The sequence below is a fragment of the Halalkalibacter alkaliphilus genome (assembly GCF_023555415.1).
GTDB lineage: Bacteria > Bacillota > Bacilli > Bacillales > Bacillaceae_D > Halalkalibacter > Halalkalibacter alkaliphilus.
Map to the genome: position 1 here is coordinate 18,463 of NZ_JAKRYL010000004.1, position 21,206 is coordinate 39,668.

The 21,206-nt window shown below is 39.2% G+C and carries 21 protein-coding genes; 19 read left to right on the top strand and 2 right to left on the bottom strand.

The genetic code is table 11. The features are described 5' to 3' along the window. Positions 1 to 27 precede the first annotated feature (27 nt). The 3 genes from rsgA (at position 28) to spoVM (ending at position 2,169) form a co-directional block, all read left to right on the top strand. Positions 28 to 912, top strand: coding sequence for a ribosome small subunit-dependent GTPase A (gene rsgA, locus MF646_RS04715; protein ID WP_250095349.1), 885 nt, complete (start codon positions 28 to 30; stop codon positions 910 to 912). After that, positions 912 to 1,556, top strand: a complete 645-nt coding sequence (rpe, locus tag MF646_RS04720; protein ID WP_250095350.1) for a ribulose-phosphate 3-epimerase — start codon at positions 912 to 914, stop codon at positions 1,554 to 1,556. Before rsgA ends, rpe begins: the two co-directional genes overlap by 1 nt. A 532-nt stretch (positions 1,557 to 2,088) precedes the next feature. Continuing rightward, on the top strand, positions 2,089 to 2,169 hold the full coding sequence (gene spoVM / locus MF646_RS04725) for a stage V sporulation protein SpoVM (protein WP_034629734.1): 81 nt from the start codon (positions 2,089 to 2,091) through the stop codon (positions 2,167 to 2,169). Between the two features lie 59 nt (positions 2,170 to 2,228). On the opposite strand, the gene rpmB is transcribed toward spoVM, so the two are convergent. Then, positions 2,229 to 2,417 carry a 50S ribosomal protein L28 gene (rpmB, locus tag MF646_RS04730; RefSeq protein ID WP_250095351.1) on the bottom strand — a complete coding sequence of 63 codons (189 nt, stop codon included), beginning with the start codon at positions 2,415 to 2,417 and terminating at the stop codon, positions 2,229 to 2,231. A 220-nt stretch (positions 2,418 to 2,637) separates the two neighbouring features. On the opposite strand from rpmB, the gene MF646_RS04735 reads away from it, so the two are divergent. The 12 genes from MF646_RS04735 (at position 2,638) to rnc (ending at position 14,238) form a co-directional block, all read left to right on the top strand. Further along, entirely contained in the window at positions 2,638 to 3,000 is a 363-nt protein-coding gene (locus tag MF646_RS04735) for an Asp23/Gls24 family envelope stress response protein (protein ID WP_034629730.1), read from the top strand. A 61-nt stretch (positions 3,001 to 3,061) separates the two neighbouring features. Next, entirely contained in the window at positions 3,062 to 4,717 is a 1,656-nt protein-coding gene (locus tag MF646_RS04740) for a DAK2 domain-containing protein (RefSeq protein WP_250095583.1), read from the top strand. 24 nt (positions 4,718 to 4,741) lie between these two features. Then, positions 4,742 to 5,596 carry a DegV family protein gene (locus tag MF646_RS04745; protein ID WP_250095352.1) on the top strand — a complete coding sequence of 285 codons (855 nt, stop codon included), beginning with the start codon at positions 4,742 to 4,744 and terminating at the stop codon, positions 5,594 to 5,596. A 177-nt stretch (positions 5,597 to 5,773) separates the two neighbouring features. After that, complete coding sequence (gene sdaAB, locus MF646_RS04750) at positions 5,774 to 6,436, top strand: L-serine ammonia-lyase, iron-sulfur-dependent subunit beta (RefSeq protein WP_250095353.1); 663 nt, start codon at positions 5,774 to 5,776, stop codon at positions 6,434 to 6,436. Between the two features lie 32 nt (positions 6,437 to 6,468). Beyond that, the gene (gene sdaAA / locus MF646_RS04755; RefSeq protein WP_250095354.1) at positions 6,469 to 7,356 is read left to right on the top strand and encodes an L-serine ammonia-lyase, iron-sulfur-dependent, subunit alpha; all 888 of its coding nucleotides are present in this window, start codon (positions 6,469 to 6,471) and stop codon (positions 7,354 to 7,356) included. Next, the gene (gene recG / locus MF646_RS04760) at positions 7,353 to 9,401 is read left to right on the top strand and encodes an ATP-dependent DNA helicase RecG (RefSeq protein WP_250095355.1); all 2,049 of its coding nucleotides are present in this window, start codon (positions 7,353 to 7,355) and stop codon (positions 9,399 to 9,401) included. Before sdaAA ends, recG begins: the two co-directional genes overlap by 4 nt. Positions 9,402 to 9,485: 84 nt before the next feature. Then, complete coding sequence (fapR, locus tag MF646_RS04765) at positions 9,486 to 10,064, top strand: transcription factor FapR (RefSeq protein ID WP_250095356.1); 579 nt, start codon at positions 9,486 to 9,488, stop codon at positions 10,062 to 10,064. Then, a complete protein-coding gene (plsX, locus tag MF646_RS04770; protein ID WP_250095357.1) occupies positions 10,064 to 11,059 on the top strand; it encodes a phosphate acyltransferase PlsX in 996 nt (331 codons plus the stop codon). The genes fapR and plsX overlap by 1 nt, the downstream gene beginning before the upstream one ends. Positions 11,060 to 11,073: 14 nt before the next feature. Next, positions 11,074 to 12,024: an ACP S-malonyltransferase gene (fabD, locus tag MF646_RS04775; protein ID WP_250095358.1), complete on the top strand. Its 951-nt coding sequence runs from the start codon at positions 11,074 to 11,076 to the stop codon at positions 12,022 to 12,024. Next, a complete protein-coding gene (gene fabG, locus MF646_RS04780; RefSeq protein ID WP_250095359.1) occupies positions 12,024 to 12,764 on the top strand; it encodes a 3-oxoacyl-[acyl-carrier-protein] reductase in 741 nt (246 codons plus the stop codon). Before fabD ends, fabG begins: the two co-directional genes overlap by 1 nt. Before the next feature lie 325 nt (positions 12,765 to 13,089). Continuing rightward, positions 13,090 to 13,323: an acyl carrier protein gene (gene acpP, locus MF646_RS04785; RefSeq protein ID WP_034740877.1), complete on the top strand. Its 234-nt coding sequence runs from the start codon at positions 13,090 to 13,092 to the stop codon at positions 13,321 to 13,323. A 192-nt stretch (positions 13,324 to 13,515) separates the two neighbouring features. After that, on the top strand, positions 13,516 to 14,238 hold the full coding sequence (gene rnc / locus MF646_RS04790) for a ribonuclease III (protein ID WP_250095584.1): 723 nt from the start codon (positions 13,516 to 13,518) through the stop codon (positions 14,236 to 14,238). An 80-nt stretch (positions 14,239 to 14,318) separates the two neighbouring features. Here rnc and MF646_RS04795 read toward each other — a convergent pair whose 3' ends face one another. Then, entirely contained in the window at positions 14,319 to 14,540 is a 222-nt protein-coding gene (locus tag MF646_RS04795; RefSeq protein ID WP_250095360.1) for a DUF1128 domain-containing protein, read from the bottom strand. Positions 14,541 to 14,675: 135 nt separating this feature from the next. Between MF646_RS04795 and smc the strand changes: the two genes are divergently transcribed. The 4 genes from smc (at position 14,676) to ffh (ending at position 21,196) form a co-directional block, all read left to right on the top strand. Beyond that, positions 14,676 to 18,245, top strand: a complete 3,570-nt coding sequence (smc, locus tag MF646_RS04800) for a chromosome segregation protein SMC (protein ID WP_250095361.1) — start codon at positions 14,676 to 14,678, stop codon at positions 18,243 to 18,245. Positions 18,246 to 18,296: 51 nt separating this feature from the next. Further along, positions 18,297 to 19,289 carry a signal recognition particle-docking protein FtsY gene (gene ftsY, locus MF646_RS04805; protein WP_250095362.1) on the top strand — a complete coding sequence of 331 codons (993 nt, stop codon included), beginning with the start codon at positions 18,297 to 18,299 and terminating at the stop codon, positions 19,287 to 19,289. 231 nt (positions 19,290 to 19,520) lie between these two features. Further along, on the top strand, positions 19,521 to 19,829 hold the full coding sequence (locus MF646_RS04810) for a putative DNA-binding protein (RefSeq protein ID WP_420842480.1): 309 nt from the start codon (positions 19,521 to 19,523) through the stop codon (positions 19,827 to 19,829). 11 nt (positions 19,830 to 19,840) lie between these two features. Next, the gene (gene ffh, locus MF646_RS04815; RefSeq protein ID WP_250095364.1) at positions 19,841 to 21,196 is read left to right on the top strand and encodes a signal recognition particle protein; all 1,356 of its coding nucleotides are present in this window, start codon (positions 19,841 to 19,843) and stop codon (positions 21,194 to 21,196) included. The last annotated feature ends 10 nt before the right edge of the window (positions 21,197 to 21,206 follow it).

Below are 21,206 nucleotides of genomic sequence, written 5' to 3' on the forward strand. Positions count from 1 at the left end.
ATTGGTTATTAAATTAGGAGGTTCTGCATGGCAACTGGAATGATTGTTAAAGCATTAAGTGGTTTTTATTATGTTCAATCGGAAGACGGTGTTTTTCAATGTCGTGGAAGGGGAAATTTTCGTAAACGTCAAATTAAACCTTTAGTCGGAGATCAAGTTGAGTTTGAAGCAGAGAATGTTACAGACGGTTATATTCTTGATGTGTTTGAGCGCAAAAATGAACTCATTCGTCCCCCTATTGCCAATGTTGATCAAGCATTACTTGTTTTTTCTGCGTTAGAGCCTGACTTTAGTCCATTGCTTCTAGACCGTTTTCTTGTACATATTGAAGCGAACAATTTAATTCCAGTTATCATTATTAGTAAAGTAGATCTCCTTGATGATTCATCACTAACAGGAATCGAAGCATTCAAAAAAGAGTATGAAGGAATTGGCTATACCGTCTTATTGACGTCTACTTTGCATAACAACGGAATCGATAAAATTCTGCCGTATCTTAATGGGCGGGTAAGTGTGGTAGCGGGGCAATCAGGTGTAGGAAAGTCCTCTCTGTTAAATAGTTTAAAACCAGAATTAAATATCGAAACAAATGAAATATCCTCCCATCTTGGAAGGGGAAAGCATACGACAAGACACGTTGAATTGCTTTCTATAGGTGGTGGATTGGTTGCTGATACACCAGGGTTTAGTTCGCTTGATTTTATTGATTTGGAAGCTGACGATTTATCAAATTGCTTCCCTGAGATGGAGGAAAGAGCTGCAAATTGTAAATTTAGAGGCTGTACCCATACATCTGAACCGAAGTGTGCAGTTAAAGCAGCTTACGACCAAGGGGAAATCAGTTCGACAAGAATGAAACATTATTTACAGTTTTTAGATGAGATTAAAAGCCAAAAAAGGAGATATGACTGATGATTAAGATTGCACCTTCAATCTTATCAGCTAATTTTGCTAACTTAGCTGAAGATATAAAAGATGTCGAGCAAGCTGGAGCAGATTATATTCATGTTGATGTTATGGATGGACATTTTGTTCCGAACATTACAATTGGTCCGCTTGTTGTTGAGGCGATTCGTCCTATTACTGATTTACCGTTAGATGTTCATTTAATGATTGAAAATCCTGATGCCTATATTCCGCAGTTCGCAAAAGCGGGTGCTGATATCATTTCCGTTCATGTTGAAGCAACCCCACATTTACATAGAACGATTCATCTAATAAAGGAACAAGGTGTGAAAGCTGGGATCGTATTAAATCCTGCAACTCCAGTAGAGCTAATTGAACCAATATTAGATGAAGTTGATTTAGTTCTATTGATGACGGTTAACCCAGGGTTTGGAGGACAAAGATTTATAGATTCTGTTTTAACGAAGATTGAAAAGGTTTCTCAAATGGTTCAAAGCCGAGGCTTACAGGTTGAAATTGAAGTTGATGGAGGAGTAAATCCGAAAACCGCAAGGAAATGTGTTGAAGCAGGAGCAAATGTATTAGTTGCAGGATCAGCCATTTACAATCAAGAAAACCGTGCTATAGCAATATCTGAAATTAGAGGATAACAAAAACAACATGCTCAAAAAGTAGAGCATGTTGTTTTTTTGGGCTTTTTTTTAAGCAGACGAGCAAAGTGAATAAAGAAAATTTCAAAAAAGGAAAAGCTCTAACTTATTTAAGTACATCGACTAAATCTTACGTCTAAGCCCATTGCCAAAGCTTCTTGAAAAGAAGTAGACATCGTTTTGTTTTAGTCGCTCCATTATGGACACGTTTGATTATTTTTAATGAAGATGAACATTCTTTTTCAACAGACATATATTGAGGTATAGGGCATATGCATAATGATAAAGAGACAAGGATAATTTGCTCAAGCAAGGGTGTAACGTAGGTATGACATCATAAAAAAATAGGAATAGTTTGTCGTATCTAGATATATAAGTTTAAAAGGAGCAATTATTTTTATCCTTATCATTGATTCTTGTCTAAACAAAATGGCTTGATGGATAGGGGCACTTTGCTTCACGTCCTAGGTCGTGAGTCAAGTTTCTTTAACATTATCCCCGTGGTGGCTATTCACGTTGAGGAGGAGGAGCTATGAAATTCTACACGATCAAGCTACCTAAGTTTTTAGGTGGGTTTGTCAAGGCAGTATTGAACTCATTAAAAAAAGGGTAAAACAAAAAAGCACCGTATATCGGTGCTTTTTTGTTAGAGTTGTGAATGAAATTCACAACTTATACGCGTTCTACTTTACCAGACTTAAGTGCGCGAGTAGAAACGTACACACGTTTTGGTTTACCGTCTACTAAAATACGTACCTTTTGAACGTTTGCACCCCAACGGCGCTTCGTTTTATTAAGTGCGTGAGAGCGTTTGTTTCCCGTGCGAGCTTGTCTACCTGTAATATAACATTTACGTGCCATGATATGCACCTCCTTATTCCCAATACAGACACTTGAAATCATACTTGAATATAGTAGCACAGCCCTTGGTATAATGCAATAGCTTCCTAGAAACTTTATCAAGTAATCTTGCTTGACACTTGTGAAAAGTGCTTAGATTCGAATACGCTTTTAAATTGAGGTATATTATAGTAAAATGACTTTAGTGAATCAAGTTTGTCTTCGAGAGGGAGGAATGGGAATGTCAATTGAAATGAAAACTCAACTAGGTGTTGTAGATGTTTCAAAGGATGTTGTTGCAACAATTGCTGGTGGAGCAGCTATTGATTGTTATGGAATCGTCGGAATGGCTTCTCAAAAGCAACTGAAAGATGGCCTTACCGATCTACTAGGGAAAGAAAATTTTCGTCGGGGAGTCGTCATTCGTGAAGACGAAGAACAAATTCATATTGATATGTACATCATTGTCAGCTATGGAACAAAAATTTCTGAGGTGGCTTATAACGTACAAACAAAAGTTAAATATCAACTAGAACAAATGTTAGGGCTTGATGTTGATTCCGTGAACATCTTTGTTCAAGGTGTCCGCGTCACGAACCCGTAAGCGCTTAGTTAGGAGGAAAAAGTTCGTGGCAAAACAAATTGAAGGTACGAAGCTTGCCTACATGTATATTGAAGGTGCAGCAAATTTATCGAGACATGTGAAAGTGGTGGACGCATTAAATGTATTTCCTGTTCCAGATGGCGATACAGGTACAAATATGAATCTATCCATCACTTCAGGAGTAAAAGAAGTAAAGCAAAATATTCAAAATGACTCGAGTAAAGTAGCAGCTGCATTTGCAAAAGGATTACTAATGGGGGCAAGAGGAAATTCGGGGGTCATTCTTTCACAATTGTTTAGAGGGTTTTCTAAACAGGTTGAAGGCAAAGCGGAAATCACGGCAAATGATTTAGCTGAAGCGTTTGAGCGTGGAGTTGAAACCGCATATAAAGCTGTTATGAAACCTGTTGAAGGAACGATCTTAACTGTTGCAAAGGATGCTGCGAAACATGCAGTTAAAACTGCTAAAAAACATGATGATGTCGTTTATGTCATGGAAGAAACACTGAATGAAGCAAAAGCCTCTTTGAAACGCACACCGGACTTACTACCTGTTTTAAAAGAAGTTGGGGTTGTTGATTCAGGTGGCCAAGGGTTGGTTTACATTTACGAAGGTTTCTTAGCGGTTTTAAAAGGAGAAGAGCTTTCTGAGGTATCAACTGCAGAAGAAATCTCAATGGATAATCTTGTGAAGATTGAACATCACAATGCTCAAAGTCATATGGCAACTGAGGATATTGAGTTTGGGTTTTGTACGGAAGTGATGGTTCGAATTCAGGCCGAAAAAACACGGAAAAATCCATTTGTTGAAACAGAATTTAGAGAAGAATTAAGCGAGCTAGGTGATTCGCTTCTTGTTGTTTCAGATGATGATCTAATTAAAGTACATATCCACGCTGAACAGCCAGGTGAAGTATTAACAAAAGCCCAAAGGTATGGAGAATTAATTAATATAAAAATTGAAAACATGCGTGAACAACATACTCACCTTTTAGATGAAACGAAAGAAGCGTATGGTCAAGGATCAAGTGCTGATCTACCTAATAAGGAAAAGGAAAAGAGTGAATTTGGTATTGTCACGGTCGCAATGGGAGATGGGATTGCCAATCTCTTTAAAGGCTTAGGTGCAGGAGTTGTCATCGAGGGTGGACAAACAATGAACCCTAGTACGGAGGATATTGTTAATGCTATCGAAGAAGTTCATGCAGAAAAAGTGATTATCTTACCAAATAACGGAAATATTATCATGGCCGCGGAACAAGCAGCTAAAGTCGTTGGAGAGAAAGCGGTAGTTGTACCATCGAAAACGGTTCCTCAAGGACTTGCAGCTCTTTTATCTTTTAACCCTACTCAAGGCTTAGAAGTCAATGCAGGTATGATGAAAGATGCGTTGTCAACCGTTAAATCAGGTCAAGTGACATTTGCCGTACGAGATACGAATATTGACGGTGTGGATATTAAAAAAGATGATTTTATGGGCATTGCTGAGAAGAAAATCGTAAGTTCGGGTCCGGATATCCTAGAGGTTACTAACCAATTATTTAAACAAATGATTGATGATGAAAGTGAAATTGTTACAATTTTGCAAGGTGAAGATGCATCTGATGAGCAAACATCTACACTTGTCCAATTCATAGAAGAAGAGTTTCCGGATGTAGAAGTGGATGTGCACTTAGGTAATCAGCCCCTTTACTCATATATTATCTCGGTTGAGTAAAGGTAGAGTGAAGGAGGGTTTCGTGTGCCAAATGTTAAAATTGTAACAGATAGTACAGCAGATATACCGGCTGATTTAGCCGAACAGTTAGGAATTACAGTTGTCCCATTGAATGTAATCTTCTCTGAAACGGAATCGTATGAAGATGGAGTCACACTTACAGCTGACGAATTTTATAAAAAGGTAAAAGCGTCTAACACGATTCCATCTACGTCTCAACCTACGCCTTATCAGTTTGAAGAAGTGTACCGTTCACTATTAAATGATGGCGAAAGCAAGATTATTTCCATTCACATATCATCCAAAATGAGTGGGACGTATCAAGCGGCAACGATTGCGAAACAGTCGATGGAAGAAGATGAATCGATTCATGTTATTGATTCGAAGCGTGCATCCTACGGTATTGGAATTATTGTCACAGAGATTGCTAAATTGGCAAAAGAGGGATATTCGTTAGAGCAATGTCAAGCAAGGTTAGATGAATTATTACATGATACAAATTTGTTTTTTATGGTAGATACACTTGAATATCTACAGAAAAATGGACGAATTGGAAAAGCGTCTGCTGTGCTTGGTTCTATGCTGAAAATTAAACCGATCTTATCTCTAACCGATGAAGGGGAAGTGTACTCGTTCGAAAAAGCACGTGGACAAAAGAAGGCGATGACCCGAATTATTGAGGTTTTAAAAGAGAAGTATGGATCTGGCCCTGTTCATGTTGGGATCTCTCATGCAATGAACGAAACACTAGCTGAGGAAATGGTTGAGAGAATTAAAGCGGAGTTTGTTGTAGAAAGTGATGTAGTTACATCGATAGGAGCTGTTATAGGGGCACATGTAGGGCCGGGGACGGTTTCGATTGTTATGACAAAAGCTTGATTAATTGATAATATGAGGGTGACTCATGTAAAGATGTCTGACCTCTAGTGTGCAATAGATGACGAAATGCGATGTATTTTTGTTGTTTTTATTGTTTTCGCTAGTCGTTGACTCTACCTGGGTCACCTTTTATTTTTTATTTTAAATAGCGGAAATAGGATAACAGGAGGTTATCGTATGAAGTATCGTACGGTCTTTGATATTATCGGGCCTGTGATGATAGGTCCATCTAGCTCGCATACAGCGGGGGCAGCTAGGATTGGCAGAGTAGCACGCACATTATTTGGACAAAAACCTGAACAGGCAGATATTTATTTTTATGGTTCGTTTGCTAAGACTTTTAAAGGACACGGTACAGATGTTGCTATCGTAGGTGGAATTTTAGATTTTGATACGTTTGATTCTCGTATTACACAAGCTTTGACTATTGCAAAAGAAGAAATGATTCAAGTGAAATTCTATGAAGAAGAAGCCATTACTGATCACCCTAATACAGCAAGAGTTGTTCTAACTAAAGGGGAAGACAAGATAGAGCTTGTTGGAATTTCAATTGGCGGTGGGAAAATAGAAATTATTGAATTAAACGGTTTTGTCCTTCGATTATCAGGGAATCATCCAGCGATATTAGTTGTACACAATGATCGGTACGGTGTTATTGCTAGTGTCTCAAATGTTCTAGCTAAATATGAAATAAATATTGGTCATATGGAAGTATCACGAAAAGAACGAGGGAAAGAAGCATTAATGGTGATTGAAGTAGATCAAAATGTTGAAGATTCGCTACTAGTAGAGTTAGAAAGATTACCGAACATCATGAAGGTAACGAAAATTCATGATTAATATAAAAACTATGAATTTGGAGGTGGCTTTTCATGTTTAAAAATGTAGCTGAATTAGTTGAGATAGCAGAATCAACGAGCAAATCCATTTCAGAAGTAATGATTGAACAAGAGATGGAAGTAACAGGTCGAACACGTAAAGAAATAAGAGACCAAATGCTAAAAAATCTGAATGTCATGAAAGCAGCTGTCGAGCGCGGCATTACTGAGAAGGTTCGTTCCGTATCAGGATTAACGGGCGGAGATGCTGTACTTCTTCAAGAATACATTAAAAAAGGGCAATATTTATCAAGTGAGACAGTATTAGATGCGGTTAGTAAAGCTGTAGCAACAAACGAAGTAAATGCTGCGATGGGGACGATTTGTGCAACTCCTACTGCAGGATCAGCGGGAGTAGTTCCGGGTGTTTTATTTGGGGTGACAAAGAAATTAAAACCGACCGATGAACAAATGGTCAACTACTTATTTGTAGCTGGGGCATTTGGCTTTGTCGTTGCAAATAATGCATCGATCTCCGGTGCAGCTGGAGGGTGTCAAGCTGAAGTCGGTTCAGCTACTGGGATGGCAGCTGCTGCATTAGTAGAGTTAGCAGGGGGAACACCGAGTCAGTCTGCAGAAGCAATGGCTATAGCTTTGAAAAATATGTTGGGGCTAGTCTGTGATCCTGTCGCAGGGCTTGTGGAAGTTCCTTGTGTGAAGCGAAATGCTATTGGTGCGTCCATTGCAATTGTTGCTGCTGATATGGCTCTTGCTGGAATTACAAGCCGAATTCCTTGTGATGAGGTAATTGACGCTATGTATAAGATCGGCCAGACGATGCCTGAAGCTTTACGAGAAACGGCACAAGGAGGGTTAGCAGCGACACCGACAGGGCGTGAACTTGAGGCAAAGATCTACGGGGTGTCGCTAGATAAAAAATGAATGAAGCAATGAATAGACCAGTTTTAGATGTGAATGGAATTGGCGAGGAGACAGCTAAGCAACTACAAGGATTGCGTATTTTTACAGTTGGTGATTTATTAGAACACTTCCCGTTTCGTTATGAAGACTATCAATTAAAAGATCTTCATGATGTGAAGCATGAGGAGCGAGTGACTGTAAGTGGAATTGTACAAAGTGAACCATCAGTTAGGTATTTTGGAAAGAAGAAAAACCGATTATCTTTTCGGTTTCTAGTTAATCGGATCCTCATTACGGTAACGTTTTTTAACCGTGCCTTTTTAAAAAGTCAGATTGCAGTAGGTTCAGAACTAACCATTACGGGGAAGTGGGATCAGCACAGGATGACAATTACTGGTAGTGAAATGTATAAAGGACGTGAAGAAAGAGAACAGACAATTTCTCCTATCTATTCAGTTTCAGGAAAATTAACGATAAAAGCAATGCGAAAGTTTATCTACCAAGCAATGAATCAATTTGGTGGAGAAATTTATGACATTCTGCCATCGGACCTGTTACAACAATATAGGCTACCAACTAAAAAAGAAGCTCTTTCTATGCTGCATTTTCCCCCAAATGCTGAATCAATGAAACATGCAAGGAGAAGAATGGTCTATGAGGAATTTCTATTATTCCAGTTAAAAATGCAAGCTTTTCGTAAGGAGAACAGAGATCGAACAAATGGACGTGCCCTTCTTGTTCCAAAGGGAGAAATAGAGGAGTTTATTAAGCAGTTGCCATTTCCGCTGACAGGTGCACAAAAACGTGTTGTTAATGAAATAATAGGAGATATTCAATCAAACTATCGGATGAATCGCTTATTGCAAGGGGATGTTGGTTCTGGGAAAACGGTCGTTGCGGCAGTATGTATGTATGCAGTTATTCGAGCAGGCTATCAAGCGGCATTAATGGTGCCAACAGAAATACTAGCTGAGCAGCATGTTCAATCACTAAAAGCTTTGTTAGAACCATTTGAAATTCAGGTGGAGCTCTTGTCAGGTTCAGTAAAAGGAAAGAAGAGAGCTGAGCGACTGGCGATGCTAGAAAGCGGAGAGCTGTCACTAGTTGTCGGGACACATGCGTTAATTCAAGACGATGTTAAATTTAATAATTTAGGATTGGTCATTACAGATGAACAACATCGATTTGGAGTGGAACAAAGGCGAGTTTTGCGTGATAAGGGAGAAAATCCGGATGTACTTTTTATGACGGCAACCCCAATTCCTCGTACATTAGCAATTTCAGTGTTTGGAGATATGGATGTGTCTATCATTGATGAAATGCCAGCTGGCAGGAAGCAAATTGAAACGTATTGGGCTAAACCCGATATGCTTGAGAGAGTGCTTGACTTCATTGAAAAAGAACTTAAGGCGGGTAGGCAAGCTTATGTTATCTGCCCTTTAATTGAAGAGTCTGAAAAGCTTGATGTACAAAATGCGATTGATGTCCATATGATTCTTGAGCAGCATTTCAAAGGAAAGTGGAAAGTTGGTTTAATGCATGGACGTTTGCATCCTACAGAAAAAGACGCTGTCATGGAATCGTTTAGTAAAAATGAAACGCAAATATTAGTATCAACGACTGTTGTAGAGGTTGGGGTTAATGTACCTAATGCTACGGTTATGGTTATTTATGATGCCGAGAGATTCGGGTTAGCTCAGCTACATCAACTGAGAGGGAGGGTTGGACGTGGTGAGGCTCAATCGTATTGTATCTTATTAGCGGATCCTAAATCAGAAGTAGGTAAAGAAAGAATGAAGATTATGACCGAAACGAACGATGGGTTTGTCCTTTCTGAACGTGATTTGGAGCTTAGAGGACCTGGAGATTTTTTTGGTTCAAAACAAAGTGGGTTACCTGATTTTAAGGTGGCAGATGTCGTACATGATTATAGGGCGTTAGAGGTGGCAAGACAAGATGCAGTAAAATTAATTCATTCTAATGAGTTTTGGGTAAACAAATGCTATGAAGGCTTGCGACATTATATTGAGGAACAAGGTGTGTTAAATGGTCAAAAAATTGATTGACTATTGAAATCAGTGAAAAGCAATTATATACTACTCTTAGGACCTAGTCATATATTCAATGAGCAAAAGTGGGCGGTGTAAGCCATGAAACGAAAAAAAAAGGAAAGACAGGAACTCTTGAAAGAGACATTAGAAGAAAATCCTTTTATGACCGATGAAGATCTTGCTGATCGATTTTCTGTGAGTATTCAAACTATCCGCCTTGATCGATTAGAATTAGCAATTCCTGAATTGCGTGAAAGAATTAAAGGTGTCGCAAAAAAACAACTGGATGATGTAAAAGCTCTTTCTCCTGAGGAAGTAATTGGAGAAATTGTGGATCTTCAGCTTGATGAACGTGCGATATCGATATTAGACGTCCGAAAAGAACATGTTTTTTCGAGGTCAGGTATTGCGCGAGGACATCACTTATTTGCCCAGGCCAATTCGCTCGCTGTAGCTATTATAAATGATGAAATGGCCCTTACTAGAAAGGCTACGATTCGATTTACTAGACAAGTACAAGCGGGAGAAAGAGTAATCGCTAAAGCGAAGGTAACTGGTACTGAAAAAGAGAGGACGACTGTTGACGTACGAAGTTATGTTGAACAGGAGCTCGTTTTTTCAGGGGAATTCGTCATGTTCCGGACAAATGAAAGAGAGTCGAGAAGGAGAGAGTCCTAATGAATATATCCATCGATGCTATGGGAGGAGATCACTCGCCCAAAGCTCAAGTTGAAGCTGCTCAAAATGCGATTAAGTCGTTTCCTGAACTAAACATTACGTTAGTAGGGAATGAAGAAGAAATAAAAAAACATATAACAAATGACAAGCGAATCACCATTTTACATACAACGGAAAAAATTGAAGATACAGATCAGCCCACGACGGCCGTTCGCAGAAAGAAAGATTCTTCGATGGTTTTATCCGTGAGGGAAGTAAAAGAAGGTCGTGCCGATGCTTGTATTTCTGCAGGAAATACAGGAGCGTTAATGACAGCAGGCTTGCTGCATGTTGGTCGTATTAAAGGAATTGATCGACCTGCATTGTCTCCTATGCTGCCAACATTAGATGGAAAAGGTTTCTTATTGTTAGACGTAGGTGCAAACATGGATGCAAAGCCGGAACATCTTCAACAATATGCAATTATTGGCAAGACCTACATGGAAATGGTACGTAATGTGAACAATCCTCGTGTAGGTTTATTAAATGTCGGTACCGAAGACGGGAAGGGAAACGAACTTACAAAAGCAGCTTTTCCTCTTCTAAAATCAAGTGACATAAATTTTATTGGGAACGTTGAGGCACGCGATTTATTGTCGGGTGTAGCGGATGTTGTCGTTTGCGACGGTTTCTCGGGGAACCTTGTTCTAAAATCGGTTGAAGGAACTGCAGGAACTTTGTTTTCTTTGTTGAAGAAAGAGTTAACGAGTTCATTTGTTAACAAGCTTGCAGCAGGTGTTTTAAAGTCTAGCCTTAGAGGGATAAAGAGTCAATTAAGTTATTCAGAATATGGTGGAGCTGGATTGTACGGTCTTAGGGCACCTGTCATTAAAGCTCACGGTTCATCTGACGCTACAGCTGTCTTTCATGCTATTAGGCAAGCTAAAGAGATGGTGGAGCATCAAGTCGTTACAATTATTAAAAATGAAGTAGCCAAAGTCGAAGAGAAAGTATAGAGGAGGGATGACCTGTGCCAAAAATAGCTTTTTTATTTCCAGGACAAGGGTCTCAAGCTGTTGGAATGGGGCAAGAATTAATTAATGAGGAACAAGTAAGTCAAGCGATATTTGAACGTGCGGATCAAAAATTAGGATACTCACTATCTGAGATTATGCTTAATGGGCCTGAAGAAACGCTAAAACGTACGGAGAACACGCAGCCAGCATTAGTAACAATGAGTACAGCGGTACTAGAACTCTTACATAAAGAAAACATTAAGCCTGATTTTGTAGCTGGGCATAGTTTAGGTGAATATAGTGCATTGGTTGCAGCTGGTGCGATGTCATTTGAAGATGCTGTATTTGCTGTAAGGAATCGTGGTTTATTTATGGAGGAAGCTGTTCCTTTCGGAGAAGGAGCTATGGCTGCCGTTCTTGGATTAGAAAGTAGCGTTCTTGGTGAAGTCTGCTCTAGTGTAAACGTTGAAACATCAGAAACTGCTGAACTTGCAAACTTAAACTGTCCAGGTCAAATTGTCATTTCCGGATCAGCAAAAGGAGTAGAGCTTGCTTCAGAAAAAGCAAAAGAAGCTGGAGCAAAAAGAGTGATTCCACTTCAAGTTAGTGGACCGTTTCATTCGAGTTTAATGAAGCCGGCAGCAGAGAAATTACAAACGATTCTTGGACAACTGGTAGTTACAGACGCTTCCGTTCCTGTTATTGCTAATGTATCAGCAAAAGGAGTGCAAGATGCGTCGCAAATAAGAGAAAATTTAATTGAACAAGTGTATTCACCAGTCCTTTGGGAAGATACAATTCGGACGCTTCTTGCAGAAGGAGTAGATTTGTTTGTAGAAGTGGGATCAGGTAACGTCTTATCAGGTCTTGTCCGCAAAGTGGAAAGAAGAGCCAAGGTGGTTGCTGTGAGTAACCGAGAAGGCGTGTTAAAAGTGAAAGAAATGTTAGAAGGGGTGACAGAATGATGTTACAAGGGAAAACGGCTATCGTTACGGGAGCTTCTCGTGGAATCGGACGAGCGACTGCTATTGAATTAGGTCGCAATGGGGCCAATGTAGTTGTCAATTATGCAGGTAGTCAGGAACGTGCTGAGCAAGTCGTTGCTGAAATAAAAGCATTTGGAGTAGACGCTCTAGCTGTTCAAGCTGATGTTGCCAATGCTGAACAAGTGCAAGCAATGGTGAAAGAAACGATTGATGCATTTGGACGTGTTGATATTCTCGTTAACAATGCAGGGATTACAAAAGATAATTTAATCATGAGAATGAAAGAAGACGAATGGGATGCGGTTATTAATACGAACTTAAAAGGCGTCTTTAATTGCGGAAAGGCTGTTACAAGACAAATGATGAAACAGCGCTATGGTCGTATAATTAATGTAGCATCAGTTGTCGGAGTTCTTGGAAATGCCGGACAAGCCAATTATGTGGCAGCCAAAGCGGGTGTCATTGGTCTGACAAAAACAATGGCAAGAGAACTTGCAAACCGCAACATTCATGTGAACGCGGTTGCTCCTGGTTTTATTGAAACGGATATGACAGATGAGCTTGGTGAAGACATGAAAGGGCAACTCCTTTCACAAATCCCACTCGCAACTTTAGGGAAACCAGAAAACATTGCCAATGTCATTCGTTTCCTAGCAAGCACAGATGCCGACTACATGACAGGCCAAACCCTCCATGTAGATGGAGGAATGGTTATGTAAGAGTTAATATAAAAAGGGCGAACTTCCCTTTTTATATTAACTCGAAGCGATGAGCGGAGCCGCCGTAATGTTTTAAGCCTTTTAGGAGCGGGTTTCTCCTAAAAGGCGCACGGCGAGAGAAGCCATCGCAAACATGTTCACACGGTTATGGGTAAGGATCGTTTTCCCCTTGAAAAAACTCAAGGCAAGAGTACCCTTCCTATTTTATAACAACTTATAAATTTCAGGTTGACAGAAAGGGAGTTCATCGGTAAACTTTTCCTAGCCTTCAACACTAGCTTAAACATTTAAGTTAGGTTAATTTTTGAGAGGAGGTGAACGAAACATGGCAGATACATTATCACGTGTTACGAAAATCGTTGTTGATCGTCTAGGTGTGGAAGAAGCAGAAGTGAAACCAGAAGCTTCTTTTAAGGATGATTTAGGGGCTGATTCATTGGATGTTGTTGAACTAGTTATGGAACTTGAAGATGAGTTTGATCTAGAAATCTCTGATGAGGAAGCGGAGAAAATTTCAACTGTAGCTGATGTAGTTGATTACATAAACAGCCGTCAGTAAGAAGGGAGTCCCATATGCTTTTGCCATGTGGGACTTGCTTTTCAATTTATTACATGGCCAATGAATTGTCTCATACAGTCAAGCGTTGGTTGCTAATTAATGATGTTGGAGGTAGCTATGCCACAATCTTCGAAATATCACCGAAAGTCGAAGTCCCATTATTCAAATGATCGAAGACGGGGAAATCGAAAGATGATTCTTACTGAAGAACAGAAAAAAAAGTTTGATGATTTAATGCAACGAACTGAGTTGACTTTTGAAAACAAAAAGCTACTTATTCAAGCTTTCACCCATTCATCCTATGTGAATGAGCACCGAATCTATTCTTTTCAAGATAACGAGCGATTGGAATTTCTTGGAGACGCCGTCCTTGAACTTTCTGTCTCGCAGTTTTTATTTAAGAAATTCAAGACGATGAGTGAAGGGGATATGACAAAGTTACGTGCATCGATTGTGTGCGAACCTTCCCTTGCACAATTTGCTCAAGAATTACACTTTGGCGAGATCGTCTTGCTTGGCAAGGGAGAAGAAATGACAGGTGGACGCGCTAGACCTGCTTTATTAGCAGATGTCTTTGAAGCGTTTATAGGTGCTCTTTATCTTGATCAAGGATTGGATTCAGTTTTCAAATTTTTGAATGATACGATGTATCCAAAAATTAATGATGGTGCTTTTTCTCATATGATGGATTTCAAAAGTCAGCTTCAAGAGTTCATTCAACGAGATAACCTGGGACAAATACAATACATCATCGTACAGGAACGAGGGCCTGCACATAATCGAGAGTTTGTCTCAGAAGTGCAATTGAATGAATCAGCTCTTGGGATTGGAACAGGACGTTCAAAGAAAGAAGCGGAGCAACATGCTGCTCAACAAGCTTTAATGAAGTTAAGCGAGCAAGAGAAGCTAAAATAAAAAAATGTCCTCTCATGAACATAATCGAGAGGACATTTTTTTGTAGATAGAAACCTCTACTATAAAATGAATAGCGCAATTTATTTACGGAGCTTTCCTAATTCAGTGACAATTGCATCGAGCTCACTAACAGAGAAGGAAGATTTTTTTTGAATCATTTCATAAATATCGCGAAGCTCTTCGTACTGTTCGGTATCAAAGCTTTTGGAATTTAAGGCAGCTGCATTTACGATTTGTAACTTGTTTTTAATTTCCTCAATCATAAATTCAATATTATCGCGTGTGTTTGCATCTAAATTCATTTACTTATTTCACCCCTATGATGGTTTATGTATGTATCGTATCATAGACTTACCTGTTTGTCCTGTCCATCTGTAATAAAGGATCAGGCTGTGGTAAAATAGGTTAGTTGTTAATTAAAGTAAGGGGGAAGGAATATGTTCCTCAAGCGACTTGAAGTCGTTGGGTTCAAATCTTTTGCTGAACAAATCAATATTGATTTTGTACCAGGGGTTACAGCAGTGGTTGGACCAAATGGAAGTGGGAAAAGTAACATATCAGATAGCATCAGATGGGTGCTAGGTGAACAATCTGCGAAATCATTACGAGGGTCAAAAATGGAAGATATTATTTTTGCCGGTAGTGATAGTAGGAAGCCATTAAACTACGCAGAAGTTAGTCTTATTTTGGATAATGAAGATCAGCATCTTTCAATAGATTATAGCGAAGTTAGTGTGACAAGGAGAGTTTTTCGTTCAGGTGAAAGTGAATACTTGATTAATAAGCAAACTTGCCGCCTCAAAGATATCGTTGATTTATTTCTTGATTCAGGTTTAGGGAGAGAGGCTTACTCGATTATTGGTCAAGGAAAAGTTGAAGAGATTTTAAGCAATAAAGCTGAAGATCGTCGTGTGATTTTCGAAGAAGCAGCAGGTGTATTAAAATACAAAACAAGAAAAGTGAAAGCTGAAAAGCGATTGCACGAAACACAGGAAAATCTATACCGTGTAGAAGATATTTTGCATGAATTAGAAGGTCAAGTAGAGCCATTAGAAATTCAAGCTTCGATTGCTAAGGATTATTTACATAAACGCGATGAGTTAAAAGAAGTGGATATTGCTTTATTAGTACATGAAATAGATGAATTGCATGAAACTTGGACGTCTGAGAAAGAAAAGCTCCAGAATCTGTTACTAACATATGAGGAGCGTCAAAAAAATCTTGAAGAGATGGAGCAATTACGAATTTCATTGCGTGAGAAAACGAGTCGGTTATCATCTCAATTTACAAAGTTGCAAGAGGAATTACTCTATGCAAGTGAAGAGCTTGAGAAGAGTGAAGGGAAACGAGAAGTGTTAAAAGAACGGAAAAAGAATGCTTCTCAAAACAAAGAGCAGCTCAAACGTTCGATCAATGATAAAACATCACAGTTAGAAAAGATTCTTGTTGAGTGGCAAAGTGAACAGGTTGCTCTTAAGGATGCACGACAGAAGTTATCTGCATTAAAAGAGGCGGTTGAAAAAAAACAACAAGTTGTCGAACGCTCGGTTACGGATGTAGAAGAAGAAATTGATCAACTAAAGGCAGATTATATTGAGGTTTTGAATGAACAGGCGAGCATTCGTAATGAAAGACGTTATTTAGAAGAACAATTACAAAAGCAAGAGGCAAGGCAGGATCGGCTATTAGTAGAAAATGAAGATTTACTCTCAACGCGAGAGGAACTTCTGACAAAGCTTGAATCGGCTAAGCAAGAAGCTGCTTTGGGAGAACGTGCCCTTGAAAAAATAGGTGAGGAATATCGAAATTTGCTAAGGACCTATGAACAAGAGAAAGGGCGATATCAGAAGAAAGAAACACAATTATATGAAACGTATCAAATGGCACAGAAAATTCAATCTCGAGCCGATGTGTTGGAAGAAATGCAAGCTGATTTTTCTGGTTTCTTTCATGGTGTCAAAGAAGTATTGAAAGCAAGAGACGGTAAGTTAAAAGGTGTGGTAGGTGCTGTAGCAGAACTGATCCAAGTTCCAAAGGAGTATGAAACAGCGATTGAAATTGCGTTAGGAGGTGCTTCTCAGCATATCGTAATGGAATCAGAGGCAGATGCAAGGCTAGCAATCCAATTTTTAAAACAAAATCGAATTGGCCGAGCGACCTTTTTGCCATTACCCGTAATTAAGCCAAAAGCAATCGCTGAATTTCAACTAAATCAACTTGAAAAACATTCTGCATTTGTCGGCGTTGCAGCCTCTCTGCTTTCCTATGAAAAGACGTATGAATCAGTTATTTCTAATCTACTTGGAAACGTGATTATCGCGAGTACTCTTCAAGGAGCAAATGAATTGGCCAAGCTCTCTGGACACAGGTTACGAATTGTCACCCTTGAAGGTGATGTCGTTAATCCTGGTGGATCAATGACAGGTGGTTCAGTAAAGCAAAAACAGACGCCGCTACTAGGTCGCAAAAGAGAGCTTGAAGATTTAAAAGAAAAGCTACAAAAACTTAACAGTGTGACGGTGAAGCTTGAGGATGAAGTAAGAGAATTAAAACAAATGCGTGCTCAAAAAGAGCGAGCTTTAGAAGAGCTTCGAACGAAGGGTGAAAATGCTAGACATGCTGTTCAAGAAGCTAAGTCAACAGTTCGTGAACTCGAACGAGAGGTGGAACGATCCCAAGATCAATTCTCTCGTTTTGATCGAGATAAAGCAGGTTATTCAGAGGAGATTATACGTCTGAAAAACCGGTTGTCAGAACTTGAGGAGTCTTCTGAGATGGCTTCGAAACAAGGTGCTGAATTAGAAAATCAAGTAAAATACCTTGAACAGCAGCAATTAGAACAGCGAAAATCAAGAGAAAATCTCCAAGAAGAATTAATTCAAGAGAAGATTGATTTAGCTACGGCTAAAGAAAGGTTTCATTCAGTCGAAGTGCGCTCAAAACAACTGACGTTAACAAAATCCAAGTTAGAAGAAGAACTTAATGAACTTAAGGATCATTTTGAATTACTTGTTGGTGAAATGTCCGACCGTTCAAATGGAGAAACTAGCCTTGATGCCAGAATTGAAGAAGGTCGTAAACAAAAAGAAAGCTTAACAAATGCTATCTCCAAAATGAAGAGTGAGCGTGAGGAAGTAGAATTGGCTTACGCTGACCTTGAGCATACGTTGAAAGTTCAGCAAACAGAACATGTAACTCTCTCTGACGAATGTCGTAAAATTGAGGTGAAAGTGAACCGAATGGATGTTGAGCTAGATAATCGGTTAACACATCTTCGTGAAGAGTATGAGCTTTCTTTTCAAGCAGCAAAAGAAAAATATGAGCTTACGATGCCCCCTGAAGAAGCGCGAACAAAAGTGAAGCTAATTAAATTAGCAATCGAAGAACTAGGGACGGTCAATTTAGGTGCTATCGAAGAGTTTGAGCGAGTTCGAGAGAGATTTGAATTTTTAACAGAGCAACAGAAGGACTTACTCACTGCTAAAACTACTTTACATGATGTGATTGCAGAAATGGATGCAGAAATGACCAAAAGGTTCCGTGATTCTTATGTTCAAATTCGCGCTCATTTCCAAACTGTTTTTAGGGAATTGTTCGGTGGAGGACAAGCTGATTTAGTATTAACCGATCCTGATAACCTGTTGGAAACAGGAGTCGAAATTCTTGCAAAACCACCGGGTAAAAAAATGCAAAACTTAGCCCTCTTATCTGGTGGAGAACGTTCACTTACGGCGATTGGCTTACTTTTTGCTATATTAAAAGTCCGTCCTGTTCCGTTTTGTGTGTTGGATGAGGTGGAGGCAGCTCTTGATGAGGCAAATGTTAGTCGATTTGCGAATTTCTTAAAAGACTTTAGTGAAGCTACTCAGTTTATTGTGATTACTCATCGGAAAGGAACGATGGAAGAAGCAGACGTACTGTATGGCGTTACGATGCAAGAGTCAGGTGTATCACGACTAGTTTCAGTCAGGTTAGAAGAAACCAAAGAATTGTTAACACAAGAATGAGAACTTAGCTTTATTTATAAATACAATAAATATATAAGGTAAGGTGAAAATATGAGTTTCTTTAAAAAATTAAAAGAGAAAATCACTAGTCAAACGACTGAAGTTACGGACAAGTTTAAAGAAGGACTCGAGAAAACTCGTGATTCATTTGTTGGACGCATGAATGAACTTGTTTATAAATATCGTAAAGTCGATGAAGACTTTTTTGAGGAATTAGAAGAATTATTAATTAGTTCCGACGTTGGTGTGACGACTGTTATGGAATTAATTGATCAATTAAAAGATGAAGTTCGCTTACGAAATATTAAAGATACAAAAGAAATTCAGCCGGTCATTTCAGAGAAACTTGCTGAGCTATTAGAAAAAGAGGGCGATGATACAAGTTTAAACATTCAAGAAAATGGAATGACGGTTATTTTGGTTGTAGGCGTAAATGGAGTAGGGAAAACAACATCAATAGGTAAATTAGCTCATCACCTTAAGCAGGAAGGTAAATCTGTCATGATGGCAGCAGGTGATACGTTCCGTGCAGGAGCTATTGAACAGCTTGAAGTATGGGGAGAGCGTGTAGGGGTTGATGTTATTAAGCAGCAAGAGGGATCGGATCCAGCTGCTGTTATGTATGATGCCTTACAAGCCGCGAAATCACGTAACATCGATGTTCTATTATGTGATACAGCTGGGCGCCTTCAGAATAAAGTGAATTTAATGAATGAATTAGAAAAGGTAAAGCGTGTCATTGAACGCGAGGTCCCAGGAGCACCTCATGAAGTGTTGCTCGTTCTAGATGCAACAACAGGACAAAATGCAATGTCACAAGCAAAGACATTCGGTAAAGCTACTAACGTCTCAGGGATTGTTTTGACAAAGCTTGACGGAACAGCTAAGGGGGGAATTGTCCTGGCGATTCGTCATGAACTAGATATCCCTGTAAAGTTTGTTGGTTTAGGTGAACAGATGGATGATCTTCAAGCGTTTGATGCGGAACAATTTGTTTATGGATTATTCCGTGAATTAGTCGAAGCAGAAGAAGTAGAAGAATAACCAGTTAGTTATCCAAGAGACCGTACAACTATAAGTGCGGTTCTCGTTTTATAACATAAATGTCTATGATTTTTTAAGGGATCTGGGGCTACAGCTGATAGAAGCTTTTGTTATTGAAATGTAATGTTAAGAAAAAAACTTGACACTTAAACCTAGATGTTGTAACATGATATCTCGTAAAGGGAAATCACTTAACAAGGGGTTGGTTGTGTGTTAGATAAGACGTTTAGAATGAATTATCTTTTTGACTTCTACCAGTCGTTGCTAACACAGAAACAACGAAAATATATGTCATTGTATTATCTTGATGATTTCTCGTTAGGTGAGATTGCTGAGGAGTTTGAAGTTAGTCGCCAAGCCGTATATGATAACATTAAGCGTACAGAAGCAATGTTAGAAGATTACGAAAAGAAGTTGATGCTTTTATCGAAATTCGAGAAGCGTACAGAGCTTTTAACTCAAATGAAATCGGCAGTTGAAGAAAACGCGACTCCTGAAGAGATCATGTCACTGCTTGACTCTCTTGAGAAATTAGACTAGGAGGCGACAACATGGCATTTGAAGGTTTAGCGGAACGACTGCAAGGGACGTTAACCAAAATTCGTGGAAAAGGGAAAGTTAGCGAGACTGACGTGAAAGAAATGATGCGTGAAGTTCGACTCGCTTTACTAGAAGCGGATGTTAACTTTAAAGTTGTTAAACAATTCATTGCAAGTGTGAAAGAAAAAGCACTTGGGCAAGAAGTGATGAAAAGTTTAACGCCTGGACAACAAGTCATTAAAGTTGTTAACGAAGAGTTAACAGCATTAATGGGAGGAGAACAAAGCAAAATTGCTGTTGCACCGAAGTCGCCAACGGTCGTTATGATGGTCGGGCTTCAAGGTGCTGGTAAGACAACAACTACAGCAAAACTTGCTAATCACTTACGTAAGAAACATAACAGACAGCCGATGCTCGTTGCTGCTGATATATATCGACCGGCTGCAATTAAGCAGTTAGAGACGTTAGGGAAGCAACTAAATATGCCTGTCTTTTCACTTGGTGATCAAGTAAGCCCGGTAGAGATTGCAAAGCAAGCAATTGAAAAGGCAAAAGAAGATCATCATGATTATGTTTTAATTGATACAGCGGGTCGTTTGCATATCGACGAAACTCTTATGGATGAGTTAAAGCAAGTAAAAGAAATTGCTAAACCTGATGAAATTTTACTTGTTGTCGATGCAATGACAGGACAAGATGCTGTAAATGTTGCAGAAAGTTTTAACGAACAACTTGATGTAACAGGGGTAGTTCTAACAAAGCTTGATGGTGACACTCGTGGTGGTGCTGCCATCTCAGTTAAAGCTGTTACGAATACACCAATTAAATTTGCGGGTATGGGAGAGAAAATCGACCAACTCGAACCATTCCATCCAGATCGCATGGCGTCGAGGATTCTAGGAATGGGTGATGTTCTCTCGCTTATTGAAAAAGCACAAACGAATGTCGATGAAGAAAAAGCTCGTGAGCTTGAGAAGAAAATGCGTACAATGGATTTTACATTTGACGATTTCTTAGAGCAACTAGATCAAGTTCGCAATATGGGTCCGCTAGATGAGTTACTTAATATGATGCCAGGTATGAACAAAAAAGGCATGAAAGATTTAAAAGTTGACGACAAGCAAATTGGTAAAGTCGAAGCGATTGTTCGTTCAATGACTAAGAAAGAAAAACAAGACCCAAGTATTATGAACGCGAGCAGACGTCGTCGAATTGCGAAAGGGAGCGGGACAACAATACAAGATGTGAACCGTCTTTTGAAGCAATTTGAGGATATGAAGAAAATGATGAAGCAAATGACCGGTATGACCTCTGGTAAAGGAAAGAAAAGAGGGAAAGGTCTTGGAGGTTTTAAACTTCCATTTTAACTTGAAATCC